Source organism: Ruegeria sp. CG3, assembly GCF_056537205.1.
Map to the genome: position 1 here is coordinate 739,464 of NZ_JBQFRC010000001.1, position 12,977 is coordinate 752,440.

16 protein-coding genes are annotated in these 12,977 nt (G+C 63.1%); 11 read left to right on the forward strand and 5 right to left on the reverse strand.

Translation table 11 applies throughout. The features are described from left to right. Nucleotides 1–40 precede the first annotated feature (40 nt). Nucleotides 41–1,648 carry a peptide chain release factor 3 gene (locus tag ACR0NB_RS03715; RefSeq protein ID WP_170449811.1) on the reverse strand — a complete coding sequence of 536 codons (1,608 nt, stop codon included), beginning with the start codon at nucleotides 1,646–1,648 and terminating at the stop codon, nucleotides 41–43. A 109-nt stretch (nucleotides 1,649–1,757) separates the two neighbouring features. On the opposite strand from ACR0NB_RS03715, the gene ACR0NB_RS03720 reads away from it, so the two are divergent. From ACR0NB_RS03720 to ACR0NB_RS03750, 7 genes are all read left to right on the forward strand, one after another. Beyond that, nucleotides 1,758–2,120 carry a nuclear transport factor 2 family protein gene (locus tag ACR0NB_RS03720; RefSeq protein ID WP_093962268.1) on the forward strand — a complete coding sequence of 121 codons (363 nt, stop codon included), beginning with the start codon at nucleotides 1,758–1,760 and terminating at the stop codon, nucleotides 2,118–2,120. 75 nt (nucleotides 2,121–2,195) lie between these two features. Continuing rightward, complete coding sequence (locus ACR0NB_RS03725) at nucleotides 2,196–2,975, forward strand: SDR family oxidoreductase (RefSeq protein ID WP_480774972.1); 780 nt, start codon at nucleotides 2,196–2,198, stop codon at nucleotides 2,973–2,975. A gap of 2 nt (nucleotides 2,976–2,977) precedes the next feature. Beyond that, entirely contained in the window at nucleotides 2,978–4,090 is a 1,113-nt protein-coding gene (locus ACR0NB_RS03730; protein ID WP_480774973.1) for a hypothetical protein, read from the forward strand. Nucleotides 4,091–4,176: 86 nt separating this feature from the next. Next, nucleotides 4,177–5,262, forward strand: a complete 1,086-nt coding sequence (locus ACR0NB_RS03735; RefSeq protein ID WP_170338320.1) for an ABC transporter ATP-binding protein — start codon at nucleotides 4,177–4,179, stop codon at nucleotides 5,260–5,262. 123 nt (nucleotides 5,263–5,385) lie between these two features. Next, complete coding sequence (gene surE / locus ACR0NB_RS03740) at nucleotides 5,386–6,168, forward strand: 5'/3'-nucleotidase SurE (protein ID WP_170446343.1); 783 nt, start codon at nucleotides 5,386–5,388, stop codon at nucleotides 6,166–6,168. Then, complete coding sequence (locus ACR0NB_RS03745) at nucleotides 6,165–6,815, forward strand: protein-L-isoaspartate(D-aspartate) O-methyltransferase (protein WP_170338827.1); 651 nt, start codon at nucleotides 6,165–6,167, stop codon at nucleotides 6,813–6,815. Before surE ends, ACR0NB_RS03745 begins: the two co-directional genes overlap by 4 nt. Nucleotides 6,816–6,878: 63 nt before the next feature. After that, nucleotides 6,879–8,030: a LysM peptidoglycan-binding domain-containing protein gene (locus ACR0NB_RS03750; protein ID WP_480694488.1), complete on the forward strand. Its 1,152-nt coding sequence runs from the start codon at nucleotides 6,879–6,881 to the stop codon at nucleotides 8,028–8,030. Nucleotides 8,031–8,073: 43 nt separating this feature from the next. Here ACR0NB_RS03750 and ACR0NB_RS03755 read toward each other — a convergent pair whose 3' ends face one another. Together ACR0NB_RS03755 and ACR0NB_RS03760 are read right to left on the reverse strand one after the other, a co-directional pair. Next, nucleotides 8,074–8,745 carry a helix-turn-helix transcriptional regulator gene (locus ACR0NB_RS03755; protein WP_480774974.1) on the reverse strand — a complete coding sequence of 224 codons (672 nt, stop codon included), beginning with the start codon at nucleotides 8,743–8,745 and terminating at the stop codon, nucleotides 8,074–8,076. Nucleotides 8,746–8,766: 21 nt separating this feature from the next. After that, complete coding sequence (locus ACR0NB_RS03760) at nucleotides 8,767–9,072, reverse strand: hypothetical protein (protein WP_170446339.1); 306 nt, start codon at nucleotides 9,070–9,072, stop codon at nucleotides 8,767–8,769. Between the two features lie 219 nt (nucleotides 9,073–9,291). Here ACR0NB_RS03760 and ACR0NB_RS03765 point away from each other — a divergent pair, with 219 nt between their 5' ends. From ACR0NB_RS03765 to ACR0NB_RS03780, 4 genes are all read left to right on the forward strand, one after another. After that, on the forward strand, nucleotides 9,292–9,507 hold the full coding sequence (locus ACR0NB_RS03765) for a twin-arginine translocase TatA/TatE family subunit (protein WP_170338833.1): 216 nt from the start codon (nucleotides 9,292–9,294) through the stop codon (nucleotides 9,505–9,507). A gap of 6 nt (nucleotides 9,508–9,513) precedes the next feature. Further along, a complete protein-coding gene (gene tatB / locus ACR0NB_RS03770; protein WP_170338835.1) occupies nucleotides 9,514–9,972 on the forward strand; it encodes a Sec-independent protein translocase protein TatB in 459 nt (152 codons plus the stop codon). Then, on the forward strand, nucleotides 9,969–10,850 hold the full coding sequence (gene tatC / locus ACR0NB_RS03775; RefSeq protein ID WP_170338837.1) for a twin-arginine translocase subunit TatC: 882 nt from the start codon (nucleotides 9,969–9,971) through the stop codon (nucleotides 10,848–10,850). Before tatB ends, tatC begins: the two co-directional genes overlap by 4 nt. Before the next feature lie 115 nt (nucleotides 10,851–10,965). Next, nucleotides 10,966–11,808 (forward strand): ATP-binding protein, encoded by an 843-nt coding sequence (locus tag ACR0NB_RS03780; protein WP_480774975.1) that lies wholly within the window; start codon nucleotides 10,966–10,968, stop codon nucleotides 11,806–11,808. A gap of 57 nt (nucleotides 11,809–11,865) precedes the next feature. Here the strand turns inward: ACR0NB_RS03780 and ACR0NB_RS03785 are convergent, their stop codons facing one another. After that, nucleotides 11,866–12,513, reverse strand: coding sequence for an SDR family NAD(P)-dependent oxidoreductase (locus ACR0NB_RS03785; RefSeq protein ID WP_480774976.1), 648 nt, complete (start codon nucleotides 12,511–12,513; stop codon nucleotides 11,866–11,868). Between the two features lie 42 nt (nucleotides 12,514–12,555). Next, nucleotides 12,556–12,804 carry a hypothetical protein gene (locus ACR0NB_RS03790; protein ID WP_093962257.1) on the reverse strand — a complete coding sequence of 83 codons (249 nt, stop codon included), beginning with the start codon at nucleotides 12,802–12,804 and terminating at the stop codon, nucleotides 12,556–12,558. Nucleotides 12,805–12,977 lie beyond the last annotated feature (173 nt).

Consider the following 12,977-nt stretch of genomic DNA (forward strand, 5'->3'; position numbering starts at 1 on the left):
ATGACGGCCTCTGTTGCTTTGGCGGGGGGCGGGGTCAGCATCAGGTCATCATTTCCTTGGTCGCGGTAAGCGTCAGTTTGGGATAATCGCGCACCACGCGGTCGATGTCCCATTGCAGGCGGGTGAGATAGACGATGTCGCCATCGTGATCGAGGGCAATGTGCTGCTTGTTCGCATTTACGAACTTCTCGACCTCAGCCTTGTCGCCCGACACCCAGCGCGCACTGGTGAATTGCGAGGCCTCGAACCGCACCGGCAGGCCGTATTCCAACTCGATCCGGCTGGCCAGAACCTCGAACTGCAGCGCGCCCACCACGCCGACGATAAAGCCCGAGCCGATTGAAGGTTTGAACACCTTGGCCGCACCTTCCTCGGCAAACTGCATCAGCGCTTTTTCCAGGTGCTTGGCCTTCATCGGATCGCCCGCGCGCACGCCCTGCAGCAGTTCGGGCGCGAAGGACGGGATGCCGGTCACGCGGATCGCCTCGCCCTCGGTCAGGGTGTCGCCGATGCGCAGCTGGCCGTGGTTGGGGATGCCGATGATGTCGCCGGCCCAGGCTTCGTCGGCGAGTTCGCGGTCGGATGCAAGGAACAGCACCGGGTTCGTGATCGCCATGGGCTTCTTGCTGCGCACATGGGTCAGCTTCATGCCGCGCTTGAAGTGGCCGCTGGCCATGCGGACAAAGGCCACCCGGTCGCGGTGCTTGGGGTCCATGTTGGCCTGCACCTTGAAGACAAAGCCCGCCACCTTTTTCTCGTCCGGCGAAATCTGGCGCGGTTCGGCCGATTGCACCTGCGGTTGCGGTCCAAAGGCACCGATACCTTCCATCAGTTCCTTGACGCCGAACGAGTTGATGGCCGAGCCGAACCAGATCGGGGTCATGTGGCCTTCAAGCACCGCCTGCGGGTCCAGCGCAGGCAGCAATTCGCGCGCCATCTCGACCTCTTCCAGAAGCTTGTCCAGCAGTTCTGCGGGCACATGCTCGGCCAGTTTGGGGTCGTCCAGCCCGTTGATCTCGATGCTTTCGGCCACCTTGTTGCGGTCGGCGCGGTCCATGAGTTCCAACCGGTCACGCAGCATGTCGTAGCAGCCGATGAAATCGCGCCCCACGCCGATGGGCCAGCTGGCCGGGGTCACGTCGATGGCCAGCATTTCCTGGATCTCGTCGATGATTTCGAACGTATCGCGGCTCTCACGGTCCATCTTGTTACAGAAGGTCAGGATCGGCAGGTCGCGCAGGCGGCAGACCTCGAACAGCTTCTGCGTCTGGCTTTCCACGCCTTTGGCCCCGTCGATCACCATGACGGCCGCGTCCACGGCGGTCAGCGTGCGATAGGTGTCCTCGGAAAAGTCCGAGTGGCCGGGCGTGTCCACCAGGTTGAACCGGTAGGGGCCATAGTCAAACGACATGGCCGAGGCCGAGACCGAGATCCCTCGGTCCTTTTCCATTTGCATGAAGTCCGAGCGCGTACGCCGTGCCTCGCCCTTGGCGCGCACCTGTCCGGCCATCTGGATAGCACCCCCATACAGAAGGAACTTTTCGGTCAGGGTCGTCTTGCCCGCATCCGGGTGCGAGATGATGGCAAAGGTCCGGCGCCGCGCGATCTCGGGCGGCAGGGTGGGTTGGTTCGAGGCGGTATCAAGCATGAAGGCGCGTATAGGCGGGGAATCCTGCCGAGGCAAGACAAAGGGGGTGGTTCGAATCAGGTGGATATGCCAATAAGAACATATAGTGAACAAATAATGGAGTGGATCAATGAATTTGAAAGAAATCGCCCAGGAACTGGTGGCGGGTTGCCGCGAAAACCGCGCCAAGGAGAATCTGGACAAGTTGTATGCAGCCGATGCCGTCTCGGTCGAGGCGATGGACATGCAGGGCATGGGCCGCGAGACCCACGGCATCGAGGGCATCCGCGGCAAACATGATTGGTGGGAAAGCGCGCACGAGGTTTCGGGCGCGTCGGTCAGCGACCCGTTCCTGCATGGTGAAAACAGCTTTGCCGTGATTTTTGAAGTGCAGGGCAAGGTGAAGGAAAGCGGTGAAGCTTTCGACATGCGCGAGGTCGGAGTCTATCACGTGGTCAACGGCAAGATCGTGCGGGAAGAGTTCTTCTACTGATTTGCCGACGCCAATCTGGTCTTCCCTGTCTGGCCGGTGCTAGACATGCGGGTAACAACTGACAGGGGGGATCACATGGATCTGGGACTACAAGGAAAACGCGCGCTGGTTTGCGCCAGCAGTAAGGGCTTGGGGCTGGGCTGCGCCGAGGCGCTGGCCGCCGAAGGTGTCGATTTGGTGATGAACGCACGTGGGCCTGACGCGCTGGAGGCGCAGGCCGACCGGTTGCGCGCCGATTACGGTGTCGAGGTGCAGACAGTCGCTTGCGACGTGACCACGCCCGAAGGCCAAGCGCAGGTGATCGAGGTCGCGCAGGGCGTTGATATCCTTATAACAAACGCCGGTGGCCCGCCGCCGGGTCTGTGGTCCGACTGGGACCGCGAGGATTTCATCAAGGCGCTGGATGCCAACATGCTGACGCCGATCGCCTTCATGAAGGCGCTGTTGCCGTCGATGATGGACAAGGGTTGGGGCCGGGTGGTGAACATCACCTCGCAATCCGTGCGGGCGCCCATCGCGGTACTGGGCCTGTCGAACGCGGCGCGCACCGGGCTGACCGGCTATGTCGCCGGAACCGCGCGGCAGGTGGCGCCCTACGGCGTGACCATCAACAACCTGTTGCCCGGCATTCATGCCACCGACCGGGCGGACTCGCTGGATGCCGGAGTTTCGGCGCAGAAGGGCATCTCGTTGGACGAGGCACGGGCCGAGCGCGCAACCACGATCCCGGCGCGGCGCTATGGCACGCGGCAGGAATTCGGCGCGACCTGTGCGTTTCTGTGCTCGCAACATGCCGGGTTCATCGTTGGGCAGAACATCCTGCTGGATGGCGGCGCGACCAACCTGACGATGTGACCGTGGCGCAGGGGTTTTCGCTGAAGGATCAGCTTTTCAACGCGGAAAAGACCCGTTACCTAGCCGGCCTGTTCGCGCAGGCCGACGCCGGTTTTGACGGAGAGGCGTTCCAAGCGCGGGTCATGTCGCGCCTGCCGGAGCTGGAGCTGAAGCAGCGGATCGCGTGGTTTGCCGATTGTTTGCAGACGGCCTTTCCCGGCGCGCTGCCCGATGTGGCCCCGGTGATCCTGCGGGCCTTGCCGCCGCCTCTGGACCCGTCCTTGAGTGATGACGATTTCGGTGACTTCATCTTTGCCCCATTGGGCGAGTGGGTGGCGCAGGTCGGCGCGGACCGCCCCGACTTGGCGCTGGATGTGCTTGCAGAGATCACTCAGCGGTTTTCGATGGAATGGGCGATCCGGCCATTTTTGAACAGCCATCCCGATCTGGTGCTGGACCGGATGAAGGACTGGTGCGGGCATTCCAGCTATCACGTCCGGCGGCTGGTCTCCGAAGGCACGCGCCCACGGCTGCCTTGGGGGCAGGCGGTCGGGCTGGACCTGACGGACCCGCTGCCGCTGCTGGATCGGTTGCACTCGGATCCGACGCGTTATGTCACGCGGTCGGTGGCGAACCATCTCAACGACATCACCAAGAAAGACCCCGACTTGGCATTGAAACGCCTGAAGGCGTGGCATGCCTCGGGCGCGCAAGACAGCGACGAGATGCGGTGGATCACCGCACATGCGCTGCGCGGGCTGGTCAAGTCCGGCCATGGCGGGGCGATGGCGCTGCTGGGCTATGACTCTGACGCACCGCTTGAGGTGGACGTTGCGGTGATTGGCGAGGCCCGCATCGGCGGGGTTCTGGAGTTCACCGTGTCGGTTTCAGGGCCCGATGATCAGCCGGTCTTGATAGACTATATTGTGCATTTTCAGCGGCCTGGAGGGAAAATCTCACCCAAGGTTCACAAGCTCAAGCAAGCCAATCTTTCAGATGGCTGCCTGCGGCTGAGCAAGCGGCACAAACTCAAGGGCGACGCCACGACGTTTCGGTTGGTGCCGGGGCCGCATCGGCTTGAGATTCAGGTCAACGGCAAGGTCCGCGCGGGCGTGCCGTTCGAATTGCTGGCCTAGCGCCTCTCTTGCGCCCGATGGGCGGGGTTGTTATCCCGGCGCAAGCCCGATGAATTTGATCGGGAAAAGGCAACTGGGGTCCGTCGGTGGCAATCAACACAGCTCCTCCGCGATTGGAAATCCGCAATCTGGTCTGCCGGTTCGGCGGGCGCACGGTGGTGGATGATGTTTCGCTGACCGTTCAGGCGGGGCAGGTGACCTGTCTGCTGGGCCCGTCGGGCTGCGGCAAATCCACGACGTTGCGGATGATTGCTGGCGTCGAAATGCAGGACTCGGGCGAAATCTACGTCGATGGCAAGCTGGTCTGTGACACGGTGTTCAGGGTGCCGCCGGAACGTCGCGAGATCGGACTGATGTTCCAAGATTTCGCTTTGTTTCCGCACCTCAGCGTGGCCGACAACGTGGCTTTTGGCCTGAAGGGGGCCAAAGAGCAAAAACGGGAACGTGTCGAAGAGTTGCTGAGAAAGGTCGACCTGATCCGCCATATCGACGGGTTTCCGCATCAACTGTCAGGGGGCGAGCAGCAGCGGGTCGCGCTGGCCCGAGCGTTGGCGCCGCGTCCGCGGATCATGCTGATGGACGAGCCGTTTTCTGGCCTCGACAACCGTCTGCGCGACGGCATCCGCGACGAGACCCTCGCCATCCTCAAGGAAGAGGACGCCGCCGTGCTGCTGGTCACGCACGAGCCCGAAGAAGCGATGCGCATGGCCGACGAGATTGCACTGATGCGCCGCGGCAAGATCGTGCAGCAGGGCGCGCCCTACAATGTCTACACCCGACCCGTAGACAAGGCTGCCGTGGCATTTTTTAGTGATGTCAATGTGTTGCAATCCCAGGTGAATGGAGCATTGGCGCAAACGCCATTTGGTCAATTCCTGGCGCCGGGCGTTCCCGATGGCACGGACGTCGAAATCGTTTTCCGCCCTCAGCATGTGCGGCTGGACTTTGATCGCAACGGCAAGGGACCGCTGCCGACGGCGACCGATGGCGTTGCGGCCCGCGGCGTGGTCGAGCGCGCTCGCTTTCTGGGCAACGAAAGCCTGATCGAGTTTCGGATGGACTATGACGGCTCGATCCTCAAGGCGACCGTCCCGAACGTGTTCGTGCCCAATCCGGGCCGGGTGATGTGGTTGACCATCCGGCGGGATCGCTGCTTCGTTTTTCCAGCCTAGACGCCGCAACCGGTCGATTTCCCGGCGAGTGGTGCGCGAATGCCGCAGAATGCGCCGGGGCATCGCTTGCCGCATCCTTTGGGGCCGTCTATCAAGGGCGAAACGCGGGGGCACAGGCAGGCAATGCGCATACTTCTGACAAATGACGACGGGATCAACGCCCCGGGCCTAATCGCGCTCGAGGCGATTGCCGCGGATGTGGCCGGCCCGGATGGAGAGGTCTGGATCGTGGCTCCGGCTTTCGAACAGTCGGGGGTCGGGCATTGCATCAGCTATACCCATCCCATGATGGTGGCCAAACTGGGCGAGCGTCGTTTCGCGGCCGAAGGGTCGCCGGCCGACTGCGTACTGGCCGGGCTTCATGACGTGATGAAGGACGCGCGACCTGATCTGGTTCTTTCAGGCGTGAACCGGGGCAACAATTCGGCCGAGAACACTTTGTACTCAGGCACGATCGGCGGCGCGATGGAGGCCGCACTTCAGGGCATTCCGGCGATCGCCTTGTCGCAGTACTTTGGCCCGCGCAATCTTGGGCTGGAAGACCCGTTCGAGGCCGCCACGCGGTTCGGAGCGGACCTGGTACGACGCATTCTTGAGGCCGATCCGCCCGCGCAGGAAGACTACCGCCTGTTTTACAACGTGAATTTCCCTCCGGTGCCTGCCGATGAAGTTCTTGGTACCCGCGTCGTGCGTCAGGGATTCCGACGCGACACGCATTTTGGGGTGGAACCGCACAGCTCGCCCTCGGGCCGCCGTTTCCTGTGGATCAAGGGGGGCTATCAGCACAACCCGACGGCTCCGGGAACGGATGCGGCGGCGAATCTGGACGGCTATATCTCGGTCACGCCGATGCGGGCCGACCTGACCGCCGATGATGCGCTGGAGGCGTTGAAGACGATCGAATGACCGGACTGGACCCCGAAACCAAGATGCAGTTCCTGTTCGCCCTGCGGTCTCGCGGGGTGACGGATGCGCGTGTTCTGGACGCGATGGAGCAGATCGACCGCGGCAAGTTCGTGCGCGGCCTGTTCGCCGAGCGTGCCTACGAGGACACGCCGCTGCCGATTGCATGCGGCCAGACGATCAGCCAGCCCTCGGTCGTGGGTCTGATGACGCAGGCGCTGCAGGTCACGCCGCGCGACAAGGTGCTCGAGGTGGGGACGGGTTCGGGGTATCAGGCTGCAGTGCTGTCCAAGCTGGCGCGGCGGGTCTACACCGTGGAACGCCACAAGCGTCTGGTGCGCGAAACCGGTGAGCTGTTTCGCGAGTTGGGTCTGACGAATATCACGGCGATGCTGTCGGATGGATCTTTCGGGTTGCCCGAACAGGCTCCTTTTGACCGCATCATCGTCACCGCCGCGGCCGAGGACCCACCGGGCCCGCTCTTGGCGCAGCTCAAAATCGGCGGTATCATGGTCTTGCCCGTTGGGCAGTCGGATGCGGTTCAGACCCTGATACGGGTCACCAGAACCGAGACCGGGCTGGAATATGACGAACTGTTGCCTGTTCGGTTCGTGCCCTTGCTGGAAGGGCTTGGAAAGGACGAGGCGTAACGTAGGTTTAGGAATTGGGCGCCAGAACCCCGGCAAACAGGGGCAGGTGTTGAGGACAGTGATATGAGAGCAGTTTCCAAGTCAGTCTTGGGTCGTGGAACAACGGCGATGGTTGCCGCGCTGGTGCTTGCCGGTTGCGAAGGCCCGCTGGATTACGACCTGCGCGGTCAGGTCGGCGGTTTTTCGACCACTCCGGCCGCACAATCAGCCACCACGAACCGACCGGCGCCGGACAGCCGTGGCGTGATCACCTATCCGACATATCAGGTTGCCGTCGCGCAACGGGGTGACAACGTCGCCGCCGTGGCTGCGCGGGTCGGTCTGCCCGAGGCCGAGCTGGCCCGGTTCAACGGTCTCAAGCCCACCGACCAGCTGCGCGAGGGCGAGGTGCTGGCCTTGCCACGGTCCGTCGGCGCCGGAGCGGGGAACGTCGATATCGCCTCGATTGCCACGACCGCGATTGATCAGGCGCCGGACACGGGCGGCGTGCGGGTCACGAACCTTGAGCCGGCCAAACCGGCACCCGTCACCTCGACGGACGAGCCGATCCGGCACAAGGTCAAGCGGGGTGAGACGGCCTATACCATTTCGCGCCTGTATCAGGTTCCGGTCGATGCGCTTGCTGAATGGAACGGTTTGGGTTCGGACTTCGCCGTGCGCGAAGGGCAGTTTCTGCTGATCCCCGTCAAGAATCAGGCTGCACCGCGCCAAGCTGCCGCCGCAGCGCCCACGGCGACCACCGAACCGGGGCAGGGATCGCCCACCCCGACGCCGCCCAGTGCAACGCAGCCGTTGCCGGACGAAAAAGTTGCGCCGTTGACGCCCGCTCCGGACGTGACGGCCGAGGCCCCGACGAATTCCAGCTCGTCAGCCTTGGCTCTGCCGGTAACTGGCAAGATCATTCGCCCTTATGCCAAGGGTAAGAACGAAGGGATCGACATCGCCGGTTCGCCCGGTGCATCGGTCAAGGCGGCCGAAGCCGGTACCGTGGCGGCCATTACGGCGGATGCGGATCAGATCCCGATCATCGTCGTCAAGCACACCAACGATTTGCTGACGGTCTACGCGAATGTCGAGAACATCTCGGTCAAGAAGGGCGACCGGGTCAACCGCGGCCAGAGCATTGCCAAGTTGCGCGGGGGTGAGAACGCCTATGTGCACTTCGAGGTACGCAAAGGGTTCGAGTCCGTCGACCCCGAAACCTATCTGCGCTGAGGGTCTGAGCGCCGTTCCAAGTAGCCTTGCGCGAAAAACGGGATCAGGCGGTCGGGTTGTAGTCAGCCAACCGCTTTCCGGGTTCGTCCGCAAATATCTCGGGCAGCGGTGTGACGCTTTCGATCAGGTCGATGCGGAACACGCGGAAGGCGTCGCGCAGCTCGCACCAGGCGGTCAGGGTCCAGACCCGGCCCCAGTATTCCATGTGCAGGGGGCGGATCGTGCGTTCGGTCAGGGTTCCGTCGATTCGCCGGTAGGTCAGCCGCAGCTTCTGGCGCGATTTGATGGCCGCCCGGATCGGAGCCATATGCGCCAGCCCGCGCGCGGCATCGGCAAAGGGGTAGACGGCGAATTTCCACGCATCCGCCTCGGCTACCACCTGGGTGGGCAGTACCGCGTCGATCTTGGCGGCCAGCGACTCGGCGGCGGCTTTCAGGTCGGGGTCGGCGGCCTCGGCCACGATCGCCATGCCGAGGTTCAGGGCCTCAAGCTCGGCCGGGGTGAGGTTCAGCGGGGGCAGGGTGATCTGCTCGCGCACCATGTAACCGACACCGCGTTCGCCCTCGACCGGGATGCCCGACGCCACCAGCGTGTCCATGTCGCGATAGATGGTGCGAACCGAAACCTCGAGCCGGTCCGCGATGTCCTGCGCGCGGTGCAGTTTGCCGTCGCGCAGGATCTGGATGATGTCGAACAGGCGGTCAGTGCGGCGCATGACACGCCGTCCGGACCGCCATCAGGCAGTCATGTTCCATAGCACTTTCTCGTGACGCATCTGGATGCTGGCGGGGTCGATGGCCGCCATCAGACCGGCGGCAAAATCCTGCTGCGGGAACTGCGCGGCGGCGTCCTGTGCGGCCTTCATGTCGGTCCAGATGACATAATCAGTCCAGCTGCCATCCTCGCCCTGGCTCAGCTGTCGGTGGGCAAAGCCCGGGGCCGCGCGCACAAACGCCTCGGTCGTCTGGCTGAGCCTGACGAACTCTTCCGGCGTGGTGCCATCGGCGAGGGTGAAGGTGACGATTTCAGCAACATGGGTCATGTGAGTCTCCGTTGACCAGGTTTCGATGCCCTGTTCCTAGTCGCCTGCAACTGACATAAACCTGTCAGTAGAGAATTGCCAGCCCGCAAAAAGCGCCCGAGCGGCCCGGATTTGAACGCGGATTTGACTTGCGTCACTTTTTTCGGCTGCCCGGTGGGCGTAGACAGGCTTCCAGATCACATTCCCGGCGCGACGCGCCGACGTAGAAGGAGAAGAGACATGCTCAACAATATCGGCCTTCCCGGCCTGCTGCTGATCGCCGTCGTGGTGCTGGTGCTGTTCGGCCGCGGCAAGATCAGCTCGTTGATGGGTGAAGTGGGCAAGGGCATCACCGCATTCAAGAAAGGCGTCAAGGACGGTACCGAAGAGATCGAACAAGACGCGTCCGAGCTGGCCAAGGATGTCACGCCCGAGTCCGACAAAGACAAGGTCTAATCGCCCATGTTTGATCTGGGCTGGACCGAACTTCTGGTCATCGGCATCGTTGCCCTGATCGTCGTGGGGCCCAAGGACCTGCCGGTTCTGTTCCGCAATGTCGGACGGTTCGTCGGCAAGGCCCGCGGTATGGCGCGCGAGTTCTCAAGCGCCATGAACGAGGCGGCCGACCAGGCGGGCGTGAACGACATCAAGAAAGGTCTGGACGCGGCCACCAACCCGGTGGGCAGTGCGATGGACGGCGTCAAGCAGGCGGCCCAGGACATGGCCAAGAGCATGGACCCGACCAAGTTCGACCCCGACAGCGAAACCGGCAAACTGGCCGCTGAGCGGGCCGAGCAGGCCAAGAAGATCCAGGCCTCAACCGCCCGTGCCGCCGCCGAGCGCAAAGCGAAAGAAGCCGCCGAGGCCCTGGCCAAGGCCGAAGAGGCCGAAGCCGCGCTGAAAACCGAAGGCAAGTCATGAGCAATACCGACGAGATCGAAGATACCTCGGCCCCCCTGATCGAGCATCTGGCCGAGCTGCGCACGCGGCTGATCCACAGCGTCGTGGCATTTTTGATCGGTATGATCATCTGTTTCACGGTAGCCACGCCGATCTTCAACTTTCTGACCCAGCCCCTGTGCGATGTTCTGTCCGAGCGGGGACAGGACTGCGACCTGATCTTCATTTCGCCGCAGGAGGGCTTCTTCGTGGCGATCAAGGTCTCGCTCTTGGGTGGGTTCATTCTGGCCTTTCCGTATATCGGTATGCAGATGTGGCGGTTCGTGGCGCCGGGGCTCTATCGATCCGAGAAGAACGCCTTCCTGCCGTTCCTGCTGGCCTCGCCCTTCATGTTCCTGCTGGGCGCGAGCTTTGCCTTTTACGTGGTCACGCCGCTGGCCTATGACTTCTTCCTTGGGTTCCAGCAATTCGGGGCCGAGGGTGAGGCCTTAGCGGATGGTGCCACTGCGCCGCTGAGCGTGGTTTTCCAAGGTTCGGCACAGGAATACCTGAACCTGACGATCAAGTTCATCGTGGCCTTTGGCCTGTGTTTCCAGCTGCCGGTTCTGTTGACCCTGATGGGCAAGGCCGGGCTGGTCAGCGCCGAAGGCTTGGGCGCGGTGCGCAAATATGCCGTGGTGGGCATTCTGGTTCTGGCCGCCATCGTGACCCCGCCGGACGTGATCACCCAGATCATCCTGTTCGTCGTGGTCTATGGCCTGTACGAGATCTCGATCTTCCTAGTGGCCCGGGTCGAGAGAAAGCGTGAAGAACAGCTGCGGGCCGAAGGCTACTATGACGATGAAGAAGCCGCCGATGATGCGATGATGGACGAGTTTGACGCAGAAGACGGCAAATAAACTTGAGCAGTAAATGGGGAAGGGCGTGCCTTGGCGGGTGCGCCCTTTCTTCATCCGGGTCTTGTTGGCGGCCCGTGAACGTGGTTGAAATCGGCCGCAAGACTTCGGAGGACCCATGGACGACCAAGCCCTGAACCGCATCGCCGACGCCTTGGAGCGCATGGCCCCGGCGCCGTTGGCCGCGCCCGATTTCTCGGCCGCGCCCGCCTTTGTCTGGCACATCGGGCCCGACCGGCTTGAGCCGGTGCACAATGTCAACCGCGTCGATCTGGATCTGCTGGTGGGCATCAACCGGTCGCGCGATACGCTGCTGGACAACACGCGCCGCTTCGCTGCCGGGTACAAGGCCAACAACGCGCTGTTGTGGGGTGCCCGCGGCATGGGCAAGTCCAGCCTGGTCAAGGCGGTGCATGGGACCCTTCAGCCCGAGTTTCCCGACCTGAAGCTGGTCGAACTTCAGCGCGAGGACATGGGCTCGGTCGCGCGGCTGCTGAACCACCTGCGCGCCGCACCGTACCGGTTCATCCTGTTCTGCGATGACCTGTCGTTCAGCCATGACGACCAGCACTACAAATCGCTGAAGGCCGTGCTGGACGGCGGGATCGAGGGCCGGCCCGAAAACGTGGTGTTCTATGCCACGTCAAACCGCCGCCACCTGATGCCGCGTGACATGATCGAGAACGAGCGCTCGAGCGCGATCAACCCGTCCGAGGCGGTCGAGGAAAAGGTTTCGCTGTCCGACCGGTTCGGCCTGTGGCTGGGGTTCCACCCCTGCGATCAGGACGAATACCTTGCGATGATCGACCGGTATTGCGCGGCTTATGGCGTCAGCGTCGATGCCGACGTTCTGCGGGCCGAGGCGATCGAATGGCAGGCCACGCGCGGCGCGCGTTCGGGCCGCGTGGCGTGGCAGTTCTTTGTCGATCTGGCGGGCCGAAAGGGCGTTCACATCGAATGAAAACGGCGCTCGCTTGGGGCGCCGCAGCATCTTTCCCGTCGATCTGACCGAAAGGTCTCAGCCCAGCATGGACAGCAGGCGCGCTGCCTCGTCCGAGGGACTGGCCAGCTTCGACCGGTTCTCACCGGGGAAGAAACGCGCGCGCAGGGCTGTGGCCATCGGCTTGGGATGCAACACATGAACCTTCGGCCCGGTGCGAACGGTTTCGGCGGCCCAGCTGCGCGCCATGGCGATCTGCGCGGCCTTGGTTGCGCCGTAGGTGGCGCAGAACTTCTCGCCGGCACGCGGGTCGTCAAAGAACACGGCCTGTCCAGCCTCACCCAGCAAGGGCGCGACATAGGGGATCAGCACCGAAGTTGCTGAGGCGTTCACGTCCACGGATTTCTGCCAATCCTTGGGGTCGATGAAATTTGCGGGCGTCAGCGGTGCGGCGTGGATGGCCGTATGCAGCCACAGATCCAGCTTGCCCCAGCGGTCATGGATGCCGCGGCACAGCGTGGCCATGGCGTTGGGGTCGGCGATGTCCATCGGCGCCAGGGTGGCCGCGCCCCCTTTGGTCTTGATGCGGTCATCCAGGTCTTCCAGCCCGCCGGTGGTACGGGCAACGGCGACGATGTGATACTCGGGCGCCAGCGCCTCGGCCAGAGAGGCACCAAGGCCGCGTGAGGCGCCGGTGACAAGTGCGATTTTGGTCTGATCGGTCATGCGCGGGGTTTGAACCCAAGCGCGCAGCCCGTCAAGCCCGGATCAGCTTCCGGGGATGGCGATGCGCTGGGTCCGGCCGCTTTGTCGCAGCATGATGCCGTCTTTGTCGATGGCCACGATCGTGCCCGAACCAAAGCGGCTGCCTGTCTTGACCTCTTTCACCCGTCCAGACGATGAGCGCATCAGGGCGCGCATGTCGTTCTGCGGGCCAAAGACGCCCAGGACGGTCGTACCATTCTTGCTGAGCGCGCCCTTTTGGGTGGCCGCGCTGTCGACTCTGGGATTTGCCATGTAAACTGGCCGGCCCGGTGGCCCGGCCTCCGTGTGATTGCGTGAGTGAGCAGCCGGTTGGCTAGCAGAGCCAAAGGGGAAGGAAAAGCCGATGCAGCAGGTTTCGGCCATGTTTCGCCACGCTGATCCGGACCATGAAAAAAGGGGCCATGCGGCCCCTTTGCGAAGTCTCT